This window comes from Citrobacter farmeri (assembly GCF_019048065.1).
In the GTDB taxonomy this organism is placed as follows: Bacteria; Pseudomonadota; Gammaproteobacteria; order Enterobacterales; family Enterobacteriaceae; genus Citrobacter_A; species Citrobacter_A farmeri.
Map to the genome: position 1 here is coordinate 3,186,559 of NZ_CP077291.1, position 17,169 is coordinate 3,203,727.

General features: G+C 55.4%; 16 protein-coding genes. 8 read left to right on the top strand and 8 right to left on the bottom strand.

Going from position 1 to position 17,169, the window contains the following annotated elements; genetic code table 11:
• Window positions 1-172: 172 nt before the first annotated feature.
• Genes otnK through I6L53_RS15070 form a run of 8 tightly spaced genes read left to right on the top strand, consistent with a single transcriptional unit; the run spans window position 173 to window position 6,947 of the window.
• The gene (gene otnK / locus I6L53_RS15035) at window positions 173-1,438 is read left to right on the top strand and encodes a 3-oxo-tetronate kinase (RefSeq protein WP_042320630.1); all 1,266 of its coding nucleotides are present in this window, start codon (window positions 173-175) and stop codon (window positions 1,436-1,438) included.
• A complete protein-coding gene (gene otnC, locus I6L53_RS15040; protein WP_042320631.1) occupies window positions 1,435-2,079 on the top strand; it encodes a 3-oxo-tetronate 4-phosphate decarboxylase in 645 nt (214 codons plus the stop codon). The genes otnK and otnC overlap by 4 nt, the downstream gene beginning before the upstream one ends.
• Before the next feature lie 5 nt (window positions 2,080-2,084).
• The gene (locus I6L53_RS15045) at window positions 2,085-2,894 is read left to right on the top strand and encodes a DeoR/GlpR family DNA-binding transcription regulator (RefSeq protein ID WP_198034309.1); all 810 of its coding nucleotides are present in this window, start codon (window positions 2,085-2,087) and stop codon (window positions 2,892-2,894) included.
• On the top strand, window positions 2,875-3,651 hold the full coding sequence (locus I6L53_RS15050) for a hydroxypyruvate isomerase family protein (RefSeq protein WP_042320633.1): 777 nt from the start codon (window positions 2,875-2,877) through the stop codon (window positions 3,649-3,651). The genes I6L53_RS15045 and I6L53_RS15050 overlap by 20 nt, the downstream gene beginning before the upstream one ends.
• 36 nt (window positions 3,652-3,687) lie before the next feature.
• On the top strand, window positions 3,688-4,497 hold the full coding sequence (locus tag I6L53_RS15055) for a beta-keto acid cleavage family enzyme (protein WP_042320634.1): 810 nt from the start codon (window positions 3,688-3,690) through the stop codon (window positions 4,495-4,497).
• A 24-nt stretch (window positions 4,498-4,521) separates the two neighbouring features.
• On the top strand, window positions 4,522-5,868 hold the full coding sequence (locus I6L53_RS15060; RefSeq protein ID WP_042320635.1) for a bile acid:sodium symporter family protein: 1,347 nt from the start codon (window positions 4,522-4,524) through the stop codon (window positions 5,866-5,868).
• A gap of 6 nt (window positions 5,869-5,874) precedes the next feature.
• Window positions 5,875-6,294 (top strand): GlcG/HbpS family heme-binding protein, encoded by a 420-nt coding sequence (locus I6L53_RS15065; RefSeq protein ID WP_042320636.1) that lies wholly within the window; start codon window positions 5,875-5,877, stop codon window positions 6,292-6,294.
• Window positions 6,291-6,947: an aspartate/glutamate racemase family protein gene (locus tag I6L53_RS15070; protein WP_042320637.1), complete on the top strand. Its 657-nt coding sequence runs from the start codon at window positions 6,291-6,293 to the stop codon at window positions 6,945-6,947. The genes I6L53_RS15065 and I6L53_RS15070 overlap by 4 nt, the downstream gene beginning before the upstream one ends.
• Before the next feature lie 186 nt (window positions 6,948-7,133).
• Here the strand turns inward: I6L53_RS15070 and sucD are convergent, their stop codons facing one another.
• The 8 genes from sucD to sdhC form a co-directional block, all read right to left on the bottom strand.
• Window positions 7,134-8,003 carry a succinate--CoA ligase subunit alpha gene (gene sucD / locus I6L53_RS15075; protein WP_042320638.1) on the bottom strand — a complete coding sequence of 290 codons (870 nt, stop codon included), beginning with the start codon at window positions 8,001-8,003 and terminating at the stop codon, window positions 7,134-7,136.
• Window positions 8,003-9,169, bottom strand: a complete 1,167-nt coding sequence (sucC, locus tag I6L53_RS15080; protein WP_042320639.1) for an ADP-forming succinate--CoA ligase subunit beta — start codon at window positions 9,167-9,169, stop codon at window positions 8,003-8,005. Before sucC ends, sucD begins: the two co-directional genes overlap by 1 nt.
• Before the next feature lie 145 nt (window positions 9,170-9,314).
• On the bottom strand, window positions 9,315-10,535 hold the full coding sequence (gene odhB, locus I6L53_RS15085; protein WP_042320640.1) for a 2-oxoglutarate dehydrogenase complex dihydrolipoyllysine-residue succinyltransferase: 1,221 nt from the start codon (window positions 10,533-10,535) through the stop codon (window positions 9,315-9,317).
• Between the two features lie 14 nt (window positions 10,536-10,549).
• Window positions 10,550-13,351, bottom strand: coding sequence for a 2-oxoglutarate dehydrogenase E1 component (gene sucA, locus I6L53_RS15090; RefSeq protein ID WP_042320641.1), 2,802 nt, complete (start codon window positions 13,349-13,351; stop codon window positions 10,550-10,552).
• Window positions 13,352-13,638: 287 nt separating this feature from the next.
• The gene (gene sdhB, locus I6L53_RS15095; RefSeq protein ID WP_042320642.1) at window positions 13,639-14,355 is read right to left on the bottom strand and encodes a succinate dehydrogenase iron-sulfur subunit SdhB; all 717 of its coding nucleotides are present in this window, start codon (window positions 14,353-14,355) and stop codon (window positions 13,639-13,641) included.
• 15 nt (window positions 14,356-14,370) lie between these two features.
• Window positions 14,371-16,137 (bottom strand): succinate dehydrogenase flavoprotein subunit, encoded by a 1,767-nt coding sequence (sdhA, locus tag I6L53_RS15100; RefSeq protein ID WP_042320643.1) that lies wholly within the window; start codon window positions 16,135-16,137, stop codon window positions 14,371-14,373.
• On the bottom strand, window positions 16,137-16,484 hold the full coding sequence (gene sdhD / locus I6L53_RS15105) for a succinate dehydrogenase membrane anchor subunit (protein ID WP_042320644.1): 348 nt from the start codon (window positions 16,482-16,484) through the stop codon (window positions 16,137-16,139). The genes sdhA and sdhD overlap by 1 nt, the downstream gene beginning before the upstream one ends.
• Window positions 16,478-16,882, bottom strand: a complete 405-nt coding sequence (sdhC, locus tag I6L53_RS15110; RefSeq protein ID WP_042320645.1) for a succinate dehydrogenase cytochrome b556 subunit — start codon at window positions 16,880-16,882, stop codon at window positions 16,478-16,480. Before sdhC ends, sdhD begins: the two co-directional genes overlap by 7 nt.
• Between the last annotated feature and the right edge of the window lie 287 nt (window positions 16,883-17,169).

A 17,169-nucleotide genomic window follows, 5' to 3' on the forward strand; every position in this document is an offset into this window, starting at 1 on the left:
TCTTGTGAGCCCTGTTTTAATCGGGAATATCATTTTATTTATCAATTTCAATAAATTATAGAAAATTCATACGATTTTATGATGTGCTTATTTGTGAGAATCATCATGTGAATGTGAAACGCCCTCCTGAATAATAAGCTCAATGACCAGACAATCTGAACGGAGTGGATGTATGCCCGTCACGACAGGTGTTATCGCCGACGACTTTACTGGCGCAACGGATATAGCAAGTTTTATGGCTGAGCAAGGCTGGCGGGTCGCGCTGCTGCCCGGAATGCCAGACGCCGCGCAGCCGTGGAATGAGGAGGTCGACGCGATTGTCATCTCGCTTAAAAGCCGTTCTCTGCCGGCTGACCAGGCCATCGATCAATCATTACGCTGCTGGCAATGGTTACACAACGCCGCAGGTGCCCAGCAGATTTACTTTAAATATTGCTCCACCTTTGATTCTACCCCTGCCGGCAACATCGGTCCGGTCAGCGATGCGCTGATGGAAGCGATGCACATGCCGTACATCGTTCACTGCCCGGCCCTGCCGCAAAACGGGCGAACGGTGATCCACAGTCATCTGTTTGTGAATGGCGTATTGTTGAACGAATCCGGCATGGAGAAACATCCGCTCAATCCGATGACCGACGCAAACCTGATTCGCCTGCTAGCGGCGCAAACCACCAGCCCCGTCGGACGTATCGACCTCAGCACGATTCAGAAAGGTGTGGAAGCGGTCACTCACGCGCTGGAGCGCTGTCAGTCTGAAGGCATACGCCATGTGATCGTGGATACGTTCAATGAAGCCGATCTGCAGACTCTCGCTCAGGCCTTGCGTCATACGCCACTGTTGGCGGGTGGTTCCGGACTGGGCGGCGCACTGGCCGCATGCGCCACCCCGCAGCGTGGGCAGGCGGCGACACCTCCTTTCCCGACGCCTGCAAAAACGGTGGTCTTTTCCGGAAGCTGTTCCACCATGAGCAACCGCCAGGTCAATCGCTACAAAGCGCAGGCCGCGTCCCGTTTGCTCGACGTGGCACGCTGCCTGGCAGACGCCGAGGGTTACAGCGACGAGCTGTCGCTGTGGGCAATGACGCATGTCGATGACGCGCTCGCTCCGCTGATTTACGCCACCCAGCCGCCGGAAGCGCTGAAACGCATTCAACAGGAGTACGGCGAACAGCATGCCAGCCGGGCGATTGAAGATACCTTTGCCAGACTGACGGCCAAACTGCAGGCCGCAGGTGTGAACGGTTTTATCGTCGCAGGCGGCGAAACGTCCGGCACCGTCGTGGAGGCGTTACAGGTGACGCGGCTGACGGTCGGAAAGGCCATCGCCCCTGGCGTCCCCTGGGTATTTTCCGCCGAGCCGCCGCTCGCGCTGGCACTGAAGTCAGGCAACTTCGGTGACGAAGACTTCTTTTTTACCGCGCAGGAGTACGCATCATGAACCCGCTTAACGAACAGCAACTCCGCGAACAGCTGGTGCATTATGGCCGCTCTCTGTTTATGCGCGGCTTCAGCAGCGGCGGTTCAGGCAATCTGAGCGTACGGCTGCCGGACGGCGGCTATCTGGTCACGCCGACCAACTCCTGCCTGGGCGAGCTGGACGCCGCTACGCTCAGTAAACTGGATGCCAACGGCAGTCATCTGAGTGGCGATAAACCATCAAAAGAGGTGCCAATGCACCTGGCCTGGTACCGTCATCGTCCGACCTGCGGCGCGGTGGTCCATCTGCATTCGCCGTGGCTGACCGCCCTTTCCTGTCTGCCGTGCAGCACACCGGAAAACTGTCTGCCGCCGTTAACGCCGTACTACGTGATGCGCGTCGGACAGTTGCCTCTGCTGCCCTATTTCAAACCCGGTCATGAAGGCATCGCCCGTGCGCTAAGCGAGATTGCGGCCGACCATACCGCCGCGCTCCTCGCCAATCACGGCCCGGTAGTCAGTGGTCGCTCACTACGCGAAGCGGTGTTTAATGCCGAAGAGCTGGAAGATAGCGCCCGCATCTGGCTGACCTTAAAACCCCTCGGCTACGTGCCGCTGACAGCAGAAGCGGTGGCCGAACTTCAGTCATCCCGGCGAGCGTGAGGTGAATGATGATCCCTGAACAACGACGTGATTTTATCTACCGCTACGTACATGAAAAAAGCGTTGCCTCGTTTAATGAGCTGGCGGATCTGATGAGCGTATCGCACATGACCGTGCGCCGCGATATTCAGTTGCTGGAAGAAGAAGGCAAAGTCATCTCGATTAATGGCGGGGTGAAACTCAACAATCTGCTGAAATCAGAGCTACCGTGGCGGGAAAAAGCCGAACTGCATCATGAGGTAAAGCGGCGGATGGGACAGCTTGCCGCGATGCTGATCGAGCCTGGGCAAACGCTGTATCTGGATGCCGGTACCTCACTGTTTGAAGTGGCGAAAGCGGTCGCCGCCAGCCACTGCTTCAACCTGACGGTGGTGACGAACGATTTTTCCATCAGCCACTACCTGATGGACATGCCGCACATCACGCTGTATCACACCGGAGGTCTGGTGGATCAGCGCAACCGCTCCTGTCTCGGGAAAAGCGCCGCCAGTTTTCTGCGCACAATTAACATCGACGTGGCGTTTCTCAGCTCGTCCTCGTGGGATACCGAACGCGGTATGTCGACCCCCAGCGAGGGCAAGGCCTCGGTGAAAGAGGCCGTGCTTACCGTCTCCCGCCGTCGGGTACTGGTCTGCGACAGCAGTAAATTTGGCAAGTACGGGATGTTCCACATCTGTTCGCTGGATCAACTGACCGACATTATTTCGGATAACCAGTTGCCCGATGTGGCGCAGGACACCATTGCCAGCCAGGGCGTGAAACTACACCTGGTTGATTGCCGGGAAGGAACGCACCATGCTGAAGTTAGCGGCTAACCTCGACTGGCTGTTTTGTGAACACCCCATTGCCGGGCGCTTCCAGGCAGCAAAGGCGGCGGGTTTCCACGGCGTTGAAGGGCTGTTTCTCTGGCAGCATCCGCTGGACGTTCTATTGGCCGCGCAGCGGGAAACCGGCTTACCTGTAGCGCTGATGAATGCGCCTGCGGGTAACTGGCAGGCGGGTGAACGGGGGCTGGCATCCCTGCCAGACCGTGATGAGGAATTTCATCGCAGTCTGATGATTGCCCACAATTACGCTACGGCGTTGGGCTGTCGCAAGGTGCACGTCATGGCCGGACTGCGCGCGGACAACCTTTCCGCCTGCGCCCAACGCGAACGGTTGACCGACCGACTGCGTATCGCCTGTGACGTCATGGTCGAGGTCGGCATCGACGTGTTGATTGAACCATTAAACCCTGAAGATATGCCTGGTTATTTCGTCGACAGTTTTCCATTAGCCGAAAGTCTGATTAACGAAGTGGCCAGGAAAAATATCGGCTTACAATTTGATATTTATCACTGTCAAAAAATACACGGTAATGTTGCGCATCTTATTGAGCGTTACTTGCCCATAATTAAACATTTTCAGATTGCTTCCGTACCCGGCCGCCATGAACCAGGAACGGGTGAATTAAATGAAACATGGCTTTTTAATTTTATTAAACAGACAGGTTATCAGGGCTGGATGGGTTGTGAATATAAACCATCAACACCAGGGCCAGAATCGTTACGCTGGATGACACCGTACTTATAATTTTAATATCTCTGTACCGGAAAACCGGAGGAACACATGTCGGATACTGTTATTATCTCGCTGGCACCCGTTGCCGCGGATTGCCCCAGAGTTATACCCGAAGAACTGGCGCAGGAAATACTGGCCAGCGTCGAACATGGTGCGGCAATAGTACATTTACACGTTCGCGATAAGCAGGGTCGCCTGACGCCAGACACCACAGATTTTCAGGCGACGATCGACCACGTCATGCGCCATTCCGACCTGATTATTCAGGCTTCTACCGGTGGCGTCTCCTCCATGTCGATTGCCGAGCGCTGCGCGCCATTGGACTGTCCTGGCGTTGAAATGGCATCGCTGAACGTCGGCTCCGTTAACCTTGGTGATGCCGTGTACTTTAATCCCGGACCGGACGTCGAATATTGTTCCCGACAAATTACTCAGCGTTCAATTATTCCTGAATTCGAAGTCTTTGAAATAGGGATGATTAATAATATCCTCGCGCTGGAAGAAAAAATTCAGTTCAAAAAACCCATGCTATTTAATATTGTCCTCGGGCATCGCGGGAGTACACCGGCGACGGTTGATGCACTAATTGCCTTACGGAGTATGATTCCACGCGATGCCTTGTGGGGAATTACGCATTTTGGCCGCAAGAACTTCGATATTATTGCGGCTGCGGTCGGGATGGGGGCCAGTGAAGTAAGAATTGGTTTTGAAGACAGCTATTATTTAAGTGCCGAAGAGAAAGCTCAGCATAATTATCAGCAGGTTGCCAAACTCGCCACGCTTATTCGCAGTATGGATAAAAAAGTCGCCACGCCGGGTATTGCGCGGCAAATGTTAGCTATTCCACCACGGCAGTAATAACGAGAGAAAGGACATTTCATCATGACTATCACGACCGTTATTCACAAAACCGGACTGGGCGTTTGCATCGCTGGTGGCGCACTGGCGGCAATTGGCGCGCTGATGCAGTCTCCCGACCTTTGGCAGCCGGGGCTGGTGATGCTGACAGCAGGCTTCGCGGCGGGCGCGGGCTATTGGCCTGGTCTTCGCAGCTATCAGTTTACCCTGTGGATCATCGCCGGCTTTGTCGCTGCGATGACCTGGTCAACCGATCTGATCGTCTGGGGCGGATTCAACATCACCCATAAGTGGATCGTCTTTTTAGTGATCCAGGCGACCATGTTCAGTATGGGCACCAAACTCACAATTCAGGATTTTATCGACGTTGCCAAAATGCCCTGGGCGGTGTTTATCGGCACCTTCTGCCATTTCGTCATCATGCCTCTGCTCGGCCTGAGCATCACGCTGATCTTTGACTTCCCGCCAGAGGTGGCGGTGGGCATTCTGCTGATTGGTTCCTGCCCCAGCGGGCTCTCCTCGACTGTGATGGTGTATATCGCCAACGCCAACCTGGCGCTGGCGGTCTCAATCGCTGCTGTCTCGACGCTGGCGGCAACGGTGATGACGCCGCTGTGGGTGAATCTGCTGGCCGGTTCAATGATCGACATCCAGCTCACGGCGATGGTAATGGACGTGGTGAAAATCGTGCTGATCCCGATTGGCGCAGCCATTTTGCACGACTACCTGAAAACCTATGCCGGGGTACAGGGACGTCGAACTGTGCAAATTCTGGCCGGAGTCAGCGCCGTCTGGCTGCTGTATATGATTGCCGGCGGCTGGGACACCTTGTTTGGCAGCGCCAGCGCCGACGCGCAAATGTACGCGGTTGTGCTGAACTTTGTGGCGGGCGGGATTATCTGGGCGCTGTTCTACAACTGGCTGTACAGCCGCGTGGACGGCGTTAAGAAAGTCATGCCGACCATCTCGATGATGGGCATCATTTTCTTCACCACCACCGCGGCCGCCGCCGGGCGCGAAAACCTGGTGCAGGTCGGTTTCCTGCTCTGCTTCGCCATGCTGATGCACAACCTCGGTGGCTTCCTGATTGGTTATCTGATGAGCCGTTGGATCTTCCGCATGGATGTCCAGTCAGCGCGTACCGTGGCCTTCGAAGTCGGGCTGCAAAACGGCGGTATGGCGTCAGGTCTTGCTGCCGCGATGGGCAAACTGGCGACCGTCGGTCTCGCCTCTGCGGTCATGACGCCGCTTGGCAACGTCAGCGGCTCGCTGCTGGCTAACTACTGGCGCAAAAAAGATGCCCGACAAGCGCAGGCGCTGAGCGAGAACACGCCTGCTCAGCCGGTATCAGAACCTCTGTCAAAAGGATAACTAACAATGATGACCTTAACTCTGGAACAGGCGCGACGCGCGGTGGACTGTGCGATCGATCTCGCTGACACCCGTTATACGCAACGTCCGCTCAGCGTGGCTGTGTGTGACGCCAACGGTGAGTTACTGAGCTTTGCCCGTATGGATAATGCCAAACTGTTAACCATTGAGCTGACACAGCGCAAAGCCCGCACCAGCAGTCGGCTAGGCTGTACCACACAGGCGTTTTTACAGCGGCTGCAAAAAGAGTCGCTGGATATCAGCTACTTTGCTGACCCACGTTTTACCGCGCTACCTGGCGGCGTCCCGATTCTTCACAACGGTAAATGTCTGGGGGCCGTCGCGGTGGGCGGACTGTCCGCGCAGGAAGATCACGATGCGGCTATGGCCGTTGCCGAATGTTTGCTCAAGGAGATCGCAGAATGAAAAAGATCGCTATGCTTCACACCAGCTCCGCCACGCTCGCCATGATGCAGCAGCTGATCGGGGACATCATGCCAGAGGCGGAAGTGATGCACCTCGTCGAAGAGTCGATGATCAAACAGGTGATGAAAGCCGGGGGCGTTACGCCAGACATTGCGGCACGCATTGCCGACTATGTTCGCATTGCCGAAAAAGCAGACTGTGAGATTTTCATCACCGCCTGCTCGTCCATTGGCACGGCGGTTGAGCAGTGCCAGTTTATGACGCCGCTGCAACTTGCCCGTATCGACTGCGCGATGGTGGAAAAAGCCATTAGCCTGGGTGAGAACATTGCCGTCCTGGCCACCGTCGCCACGACGATGAAACCGACGCTGGAGTATGTACAGCGCAAAATACAGGCCAGCGGTAAGCTATGCTCGGTGACGCCGATATTGATGGAAGAGGCCTTCCACGCCCTGCTGGCGGGTGATATGGAAACCCACGACCGCATCGTCAGTGAAGGATTGCACAGTGCGTATAAACAGGCCGATGTCGTGATGCTGGCACAGGCGTCGATGGCGCGCGTTCTGCAACAGCTTCCTCCTCCGCCCGTCCCGGTGATGACCTCGCCGGAAAGCGGTATCCGCTGGCTGAAAACGCTGGCCGTAAGCGAGTGAGCGCCTGATGGCGATGCTGACGCATCTTATCAGGCCTACACCCGTAGGCCTGATAAGCGACAGCGCCATCCGGCAAACTTGCAGGTAAAAAAAAGGCCATCATCAGATGGCCAACCATGTCGAAAATGGACCAGCCCTTTCCTCTGCATCACGGGTAAATGCAGAGGATGGGCTGTTTTATTGCTTTTACTTAATGACGGCTTTCAGCGCTTCGCCGATATCAGCGAGGCTGCGAACGGTTTTCACACCAGCGGCTTCCAGAGCAGCGAATTTCTCATCCGCAGTCCCTTTCCCGCCCGCGATGATGGCCCCTGCGTGACCCATACGCTTGCCTTTCGGCGCGGTCACACCGGCGATGTAGCCAACAACCGGTTTAGTTACGTGATCTTTAATGTAAGCAGCCGCTTCCTCTTCCGCGCTCCCGCCGATCTCACCGATCATCACGATTGCTTCGGTCTGCGGATCTTCCTGGAACAGTTTCAGGATGTCGATAAAGTTAGAACCCGGGATCGGGTCACCGCCGATGCCCACACAAGTGGACTGGCCGAAACCGTAGTCGGTGGTCTGCTTAACCGCTTCATAGGTCAGGGTACCGGAACGGGAGACGATGCCCACTTTACCCGGCTTATGAATGTGACCCGGCATGATGCCGATTTTGCATTCGCCAGGGGTGATCACGCCCGGGCAGTTCGGCCCGATCATGCGTACGCCAGCTTCATCCAGTTTCACCTTCACGGTCAGCATATCCAGCGTCGGGATACCTTCGGTAATGGTGATGATAAGCTTAATACCTGCGTCGATCGCTTCCAGAATGGAGTCTTTGCAGAACGGTGCCGGAACGTAAATAACCGTTGCGGTCGCGCCCGTTGCTTCAACCGCTTCACGTACGGTGTTAAACACCGGCAGACCCAGGTGCGTGGTGCCGCCTTTACCAGGCGTTACGCCGCCAACCATCTGCGTACCGTAAGCAATCGCCTGTTCGGAGTGGAACGTCCCCTGGCTACCGGTAAAGCCCTGACAGATAACCTTGGTGTTTTTATCGATTAAAACAGACATTATTTCCCCTCCACTGCGGCAACAACCTGCTGAGCTGCATCCGTCAGACTTTTCGCTGCAATAATATTCAGGCCGCTGTCAGCCAGTTTCTTCGCGCCGAGTTCGGCGTTGTTGCCTTCCAGACGAACCACAACCGGTACGTTAACACCCACTTCGGCTACCGCGCCGATGATGCCGTCAGCGATCAGATCGCAACGCACAATACCGCCGAAGATGTTAACCAGAACCGCTTTAACGTTGTCGTCAGAGAGGATAATTTTGAATGCTTCGGTCACGCGCTCTTTGGTTGCGCCGCCGCCAACATCAAGGAAGTTAGCCGGTTCGCCACCGTGCAGTTTCACGATGTCCATGGTGCCCATCGCCAGACCTGCGCCGTTAACCATACAGCCGATGTTGCCATCCAGCGCGACGTAGTTCAGCTCCCACTGTGCTGCCTGTGCTTCACGCGGATCTTCCTGAGACTGGTCGCGCATTTCACGCAGATCCGGCTGGCGGAACAGCGCGTTGCCGTCAGCGCCCAGTTTGCCGTCGAGGCAGATCAGGTCGCCCTGCTTAGTGATCACCAGCGGGTTGATTTCGATCAGTGCCAGATCGCGCTCAAGGAAAATAGTCGCCAGGCCCATGAAGATTTTGGTGAATTGCTGAACCAGTTTGCCTTCCAGACCCAGTTTGAACGCCAGCTCGCGTCCCTGATACGGCATGGGGCCGGTCAGCGGATCAAGCGCAACTTTGTGGATCAGGTGCGGGGTTTCTTCCGCAACTTTTTCAATTTCGACGCCGCCTTCGGTGGAGGCCATGAAGACCACGCGACGAGAGCTACGATCAACGACCGCGCCCAGGTACAACTCTTTATCGATATCGGTCGCTGCTTCAACCAGAATCTGGTTTACCGGTTGACCGTTAGCGTCTGTTTGATAGGTCACCAGACGTTTGCCCAGCCAGTGTTCAGCAAAAGCGCGAATTTCTTCTTTGCTTTTAACGACTTTCACACCGCCCGCTTTACCGCGGCCACCTGCGTGAACCTGACATTTTACTACCCACGGACCTGCACCGATTTTCGATGCCGCTTCTTCAGCTTCACGCGGAGTAGTACAGGCATAACCCACCGGCGCCGGTAAGCCATAGCGGGCAAAAAGTTGTTTTGCCTGATATTCATGTAAGTTCATGTGTTCTGTCCATCCTTCAGGTAATCGTTATCTTTAAACCGTAGGCCTGATAAGACGCGGTAGCGTCGCCATCAGGCATCTCATCAATGCCGGATGGCGGCGTAAACGCCTTATCCGGCCTACGGGCAGGTGATACTCTTGTTTACTACACGTCCAGCAGCAGACGTGTCGGATCTTCCAGCAGCTCTTTAATCGCCACCAGGAAGCCCACGGATTCGCGACCATCGATCAGGCGGTGATCGTAGGACAGCGCCAGGTACATCATCGGCAGGATTTCCACCTTGCCATCGACCGCCATCGGGCGATCTTTAATCGCGTGCATCCCGAGGATCGCGCTCTGCGGCGGGTTGATGATCGGCGTGGACATCAGGGAACCGAACACACCACCGTTGGTGATGGTGAAGTTACCGCCCGTCAGATCTTCCACCGTCAGCTTGCCGTCACGACCTTTGATTGCCAGCGTCTTGATGTTTTTCTCGATGTCAGCCATACCCAGCGTATCAACGTCACGCAGAACCGGGGTCACCAGGCCGCGCGGCGTGGAAACCGCCATGCTCACGTCGAAGTAGTTGTGATACACCACGTCGTCGCCGTCGATTGAGGCGTTCACTTCCGGATAGCGCTTCAGCGCTTCTACCACGGCTTTCACGTAGAAGGACATGAAGCCCAGACGGATGCCGTGACGTTTTTCAAACGCTTCACCGTACTGTTTACGCAGATCCATGATCGGCTTCATGTTGACTTCGTTGAAGGTCGTCAGCATGGCGGTGGAGTTTTTCGCTTCCAGCAGACGCTCGGCAACGCGTTTGCGCAGACGGGTCATCGGTACGCGTTTTTCACTGCGCGCCCCCAGAGCCGGCTGTGCAGCCGGCGCCGCTGCCGGTGCTTTAACCTCGGCTTTCGCAGGGGCGTTCGCCAGGTGTTTATCCACATCTTCACGGGTGATGCGACCGCCTACACCGGTGCCTTTGATAGCACTGGCGTCGAGGTTGTGTTCAGCCAGCAGACGACGGATCGCCGGGCTCAACGCATCGTTGTTTTGTTCTTCCAGAGAGGCCTGCTGACGCTGCGCCGGGGTGGACGCTTTTTCTTCAGACTTCGCGCTGGTTTCTTTACCGGCACTGTTGCCTTCACGCAGGCGACCCAGGATCTGGCGCGAGGTCACGGTTGTGCCTTCGTCTTCCAGAACCGCATCCAGAATGCCGTCCGCTGATGCCGGTACTTCCAGTACCACTTTGTCAGTTTCGATTTCTACCAGCACTTCGTCACGAACCACCGCATCACCTGGTTTTTTGTGCCAGGTGGCTACAGTCGCGTCCGCTACGGACTCAGGCAGGTCGGGAACAAGAATATCTACGCTACTCATTATGTATCCTTTAATTAATCGACGTTCAGCGCGTCATTAACCAGATCTTGTTGCTGTTTCTGGTGAACGGACATATACCCTACCGCCGGAGAGGCGGAGGCCGGGCGACCTGCATAACGCAGAGCAGACCCAAATGGAATCACTTCACGGAAATGATGCTGGCTGCAGTACCATGCGCCCTGGTTGAGCGGCTCTTCCTGGCACCAGACAAAATCATGTACGTGAGCGTACTGTTTCAATACTTCCTGCATCGCCTGATGCGGGAAAGGATAGAGTTGTTCGATGCGCACAATGGCAACATCTTTCTGGTTGTTCTTGCGACGCTGTTCCAGCAGATCGTAATAAACCTTACCAGAACACATCACCACGCGCTTCACGCCTTTCGGATCGAGGTCATCAACTTCGCCGATGGCTGGCATGAAGGTGCCGTTAGCCAGTTCATCCAGGCTGGAAACTGCCAGCGGATGGCGCAGCAGCGATTTCGGCGACATGACCACCAGCGGACGACGCATCCCGCGCAGCGCCTGACGACGCAACATGTGATACACCTGTGCCGGTGTAGACGGTACGCACACCTGCATGTTTTGCTCGGCGCAAAGCTGGAGATAACGTTCCAGACGGGCGGAGGAGTGCTCCGGGCCCTGCCCTTCGTAACCGTGCGGCAGCAGCATTACCAGGCCACACATCCGGCCCCATTTCTGCTCACCAGAGGAGATGAACTGGTCGATCACCACCTGCGCGCCGTTGGCGAAATCACCGAACTGCGCTTCCCAGATGGTCAGGGTACGCGGTTCGGCTGTGGCATAGCCGTATTCGAATGCCAGTACCGCTTCTTCAGACAGCACGGAGTCCCAGACGCGGAAGGAACCCTGTCCGTTATGCACGTGCTGCAACGGCGTATAAGTTGAGCCGTTCGCCTGGTTGTGAATGACCGCGTGACGGTGGAAGAAAGTACCGCGACCTGAATCCTCACCGGACAGACGAACCGGAATACCTTCGTCAACCAGCGTGGCGTAGGCCAGATTCTCGGCGCCGCCCCAGTCGAACAGCTTCTCTCCGGCAGCCATCGCCTGACGATCGCCGTAAATCTTCGCGACGCGAGACTGCATCTCAACCGCTTCCGGCACCGTACTGATGCGTTTCGCCAACTCCTGCAGACGCTTCATCTCAACCTGATTCGGGTAGTTTTCATCCCACTCGTGGTTGAGGTACGGCGACCAGGTAAAGGAGTGCATGTTCATCGGACGCCACTCTTTCACCACGCATTCGCCCGCGTCCAGCGCGTCGCGATACAGGTTGACCATTTCAGTGGCATCTTCCAGCGTGGCGACCTTATCGGCTTCCAGTTTATCAGCGTAGATTTTGCGCGGGGTCGGATGCTTTTTGATTTTCTGATACATCAGCGGCTGGGTTGCGCTCGGCTCGTCGGCTTCGTTGTGGCCGTGACGGCGGTAGCACACCAGATCGATGAAGACATCGCGTTTAAAGGTGTTACGGAAATCCAGGGCCAGACGGGTCACAAATGCGACCGCTTCCGGATCGTCCGCGTTCACGTGGAAGATCGGCGCCTGGACCATTTTACCGATGTCGGTGCAGTACGGGGTGGAGCGCGCATCCAGCGGGTTAGAGGTGGTGAAACCCACCTGGTTGTTGATCACGATGCGAACAGTACCGCCCACTTCGTAACCCCGCGCTTTCGACATGTTCAGGGTTTCCTGAACCACGCCCTGCCCGGTAACCGCTGCGTCACCGTGAATGGTAATCGGCAGGACTTTGTTGCTGCTGGGTTCGTCAAGTCGATCCAGACGTGCACGAACGGAACCAATCACCACCGGGCTGACGATTTCCAGGTGCGACGGGTTAAACGCCAGCGCCAGGTGAACCAGACCGCCTTCGGTTTCGATATCTGACGAGAAGCCCATGTGGTACTTCACGTCGCCGGTGCCGAGATGTTCTTTATGCTTGCCCGCAAACTCGTCAAACAGATCCTGCGGTTTTTTACCCAGCACGTTGACCAGTACGTTCAGGCGCCCACGGTGCGCCATCCCCAGCACCACTTCACGGGTGCCGCTGTTGCCAGCATGACGGATCATCTCTTTGAGCATCGGGATTAATGCGTCGCCGCCTTCCAGCGAGAAGCGTTTCGCCCCCGGGAATTTCGCGCCCAGATAACGTTCCAGACCTTCTGCTGCGGTCAGTTCGCTCAGGAAGCGTTTTTTCTCTTCAGCGCTGAACGCGGCGCGACCGGATTCGATCCGTTGTTGCAGCCAGCGTTTCTCTTCGGTGCTGGTGATGTGCATGTACTCCGCGCCAATCGGGCCGCAGTACGTTTGTTTGAGCGCGGAAATCAACTCACCCAGCTTCATCGTCTCTTTGCCGCCGGCAAAAGAGCCTACGTTAAAGCTTTCCTGGAAATCGGCCTCTGTCAGATCGTGGAAGGAAGGATCCAGATCTGCCACAGTTTCCTGCTGCCACAATCCCAGCGGATCGAGATTCGCATGCTGGTGACCACGGAAGCGATAAGCGTTGATGAGCTGCAGGACTTTTACCTGCTTCACATTGGTGTCAGGGTCGGAAATCGAAGAAGAGTAACGTGAGGCATCCTTCGCCAGACGGCGGAAATAATCACGCGTTTTGGAATGGAATTGATCCGGTTTGACTCCGGTGCCAGGTAACTGCTGGAACGTCGAACGCCAGTTAGCGTCTACCGAGTCAGGATCGGTTAAGAAGTCTTCATAGAGCTGTTCTATCCAGCTCTGGTTTGCGCCAGAGAGGTAAGAAGAGTCCAACCAGGCTTTCAAAGCGCTGTTCTGCATCGTGATCCCTTAAGCATTTATATGCTTACTTCGCCGTGGATACTACCACGCATACGCCGTATGCGTGCCGGGGTTCACTTGTTACGGACTGTCGTGTCATCTGCGTCCGCTAAGGAACCTTTAAAAACTGTCAAACACAGGGGCAGTTTTTAGAGGTTTCCTGCACTGTTTCGCCTGATGGCGATCCCGTAGGCCTGATAAGCAAAGCGCCATCAGGCAAAATGTGCCGGATGGCGACGTAAACGTCTTATCCGGCCTACAGGATTGCCACCACGGGCAATGTCTACTTACGCACTGCGTTGCAACAGCATCGACTTAATATGGCCGATGGCACGCGTCGGGTTCAGTCCCTTAGGACATACACTGACGCAGTTCATGATGCTGTGACAGCGGAATACGCTGAATGCATCGCTTATCCCTTCCAGACGGCTGTCGGTTTCGGTATCGCGGCTGTCGATCAGAAAGCGATACGCGGCTAACAGACCTGCCGGACCGATAAATTTATCCGGATTCCACCAGAAGGATGGGCAAGATGTTGAGCAGCATGCGCACAGGATGCATTCATACAGCCCATCGAGTTTTTCCCGCTGCTCTGGCAGTTGTAAATGCTCGCGAGCTGGCGGATTTTGCCCATTATTCAATAAGTAAGGCTTAATCTTCTCATATTGTGCATAGAATTGCCCCATGTCTACTACCAAATCGCGGATCACCGGCAGTCCAGGCAGCGGACGGATAACAATTTTCTTACCCGGCTGAACCAGCGCTGATACCGGCGTGATGCAGGCCAGACCGTTCTTCCCGTTCATGTTCAGACCATCTGAACCGCACACGCCTTCACGGCAGGAGCGGCGGAAAGAGAGGCTTGGGTCTTTCTCTTTGAGCTGCATCAACGCGTCCAGCAGCATCATGTCACGCCCTTCTTCGCCTTCCAGGGTGTAATCCTGCATGCGCGGAGCGTCATCAACATCCGGGTTATAGCGATAAATTGAAAACTCGAGTTTCATTGTCCTGTCTCCGCATTAGTAAGTACGAATCTTCGGCGGGAATGCCGGGCGCAGTTTCGGTTCCATGTTGACTTCACGTCGGGTCATGGATTCCGTCTCTGGCAGATACAGGGAATGGCACAGCCAGTTTTCATCATCACGCTCCGGGAAGTCGAAGCGACTATGCGCGCCACGGCTTTCGGTACGGAAGTTGGCGGACACTGCGGTGGCATAGGCAGTTTCCATCAGGTTATCCAGCTCCAGACACTCTACGCGCTGGGTGTTAAATTCACTGGAGGTATCATCCAGACGGGCATTTTTCAAACGCTCGCGGATTGCTTTCAGCTCTTCCAGCCCTTTCGCCATCGCATCACCTTCACGGAAGACCGAGAAGTTATGCTGCATACATTCCTGCAGCGCTTTGCGAATCGCCACCGGATCTTCACCATCACGGTTGTTGTTCCAGCGGTTCAGACGCGCCAGGGAAGCATCGATTTCATCTTCAGTCGCGTCGAGCAGTTCACCCTGCTCGGCGATCGATTCCTGCAGATGCAGACCAGCGGCACGACCAAAGACCACCAGATCCAGCAGCGAGTTACCGCCCAGACGGTTCGCGCCGTGTACCGAAACACAGGCGATTTCACCCACGGCAAACAGCCCGGGGATCACCACGTCTTCGCCCTGCTCGTTCACCGTCAGCGCCTGACCGGTCACTTTGGTCGGAATACCGCCCATCATGTAATGACAGGTTGGGATAACCGGAATCGGCTCTTTCACCGGATCAACGTGTGCAAAGGTACGGGACAGTTCCAGGATGCCCGGCAGGCGGGATTCGAGAACATCTTTACCCAGATGATCGAGTTTCAGTTTAGCATGTGGCCCCCACGGGCCGTCGCAGCCGCGACCTTCACGAATTTCGATCATGATGGAACGCGCCACCACGTCACGACCCGCGAGGTCTTTCGCATTCGGGGCATAACGCTCCATAAAGCGCTCGCCGTGTTTGTTCAGCAGGTAACCGCCCTCACCGCGGCAGCCTTCTGTCACCAGAACGCCCGCGCCGGCAATACCCGTTGGGTGGAACTGCCACATTTCCATATCCTGAACCGGGACACCGGCACGGATTGCCATCCCCACGCCGTCACCGGTGTTGATATGTGCGTTAGTGGTGGACTGATAGATACGGCCTGCGCCGCCGGTTGCCAGCACCGTCGCGCGGGCTTTGAAGTAGACTACTTCACCGGTTTCGATGCACAGTGCAGTACAACCGACTACCGCGCCATCAGCATTTTTCACCAGATCCAGCGCATACCACTCAGAGAAAATCGTGGTGTGGTTTTTCAGGTTCTGCTGATACAGCGTGTGCAGCAGGGCGTGACCGGTACGGTCAGCTGCCGCGGCAGTACGTGCCGCCTGCTCGCCGCCGAAGTTTTTCGACTGGCCGCCGAACGGACGCTGATAAATTTTGCCATCGTCAAGACGGGAGAACGGCAGACCCATGTGTTCCAGTTCCAGAATCGCTTCCGGACCGGTTTTACACATATATTCGATTGCATCCTGGTCACCGATGTAGTCCGACCCTTTAACGGTGTCGTACATGTGCCATTCCCAGTTATCTTCATGGGTATTACCGAGCGCGACGGTGATGCCACCCTGCGCAGAAACGGTATGGGAACGGGTCGGGAACACTTTGGACAGCAGCGCACAAGTCTGGCCGCTTTGGGAAATTTGCAGCGCTGCGCGCATACCTGCGCCGCCTGCACCAATGACTACAGCATCAAATTCTCTGACTGGCAGTTTCATTACACACCCCACACCACAACGAATCCATAAATCACGTAAACCACCAGTGCAACGACGATAGCCAGCTGCAGCGGCAAACGAATTGCCAGTGGTTTAACGTAGTCGGTCAACACCTGCCACATGCCAATCCAGGCATGAATCAAGATGGAGAAAAGTGCCAGCAGGGTGAAGACTTTGGTGAAAGCCGAGGAGAAGAAACCGGTCCAGACTTCCCAGGTCAGCTCGCCGCTTGTGGCGAAGAAACCTACCATATAGATGATGTATAACGTCAGAACGATAGCGGTAGCACGAACCAGGATGAAGTCATGTACGCCATTGCGTCCTAATGCGGAGGCGTTGCTTACCATACGAGGACTCCTGCGAGAAGTGAAAGCACGACAGTGATAACAAAAGAGATTTTGGCAGAGCGTTTACCCGCTTCGAATGTTTCTTCCAGATAACCAAAATCCATCATCATGTGACGAACACCGACCACGACGTGATACGCCAGCGCAGTGAGGATGCCCCACATAATAAATTTAACAAAAAAGCTACCTATGATGGCGGATGCCTGTTGGAATCCTTCAGGGGAAGAGAGGCTGGTGCCCAGTAACCACAACAGGATCCCGACCGCCACAAAGGTGATCACCCCGGAAACGCGATGGAGAATGGACGCTATCGCCGTGATTGGGAACCGGATCGTTTGTAGATCCAGATTGACAGGTCTTTGTTTTTTCACATTTCTTATCATGAATAACGCCCACATGCTGTTCTTATTATTCCCTTTTGACTTCGGGTACAGAGAGTGAATCTCCTGTGGCCTGAAAGACGACGGGATTTCCTTCCTCCGGTCTGCGTGCGGGTCAGACAGCGTCCTTTCTATAACTGCGCGTCATGTAAAACACTGCTTCCAGATGCTAAAACGACACGTTACAACGCTGGGTGGCTCGGGATTGCAGGGGTTTCCGGAGACCTGGCGGCAGTATAGGACGTTCACAAAATCATTGCAATTAACCTACATATAGTTTGTCGGGTTTTATCCCGAACAGTGAC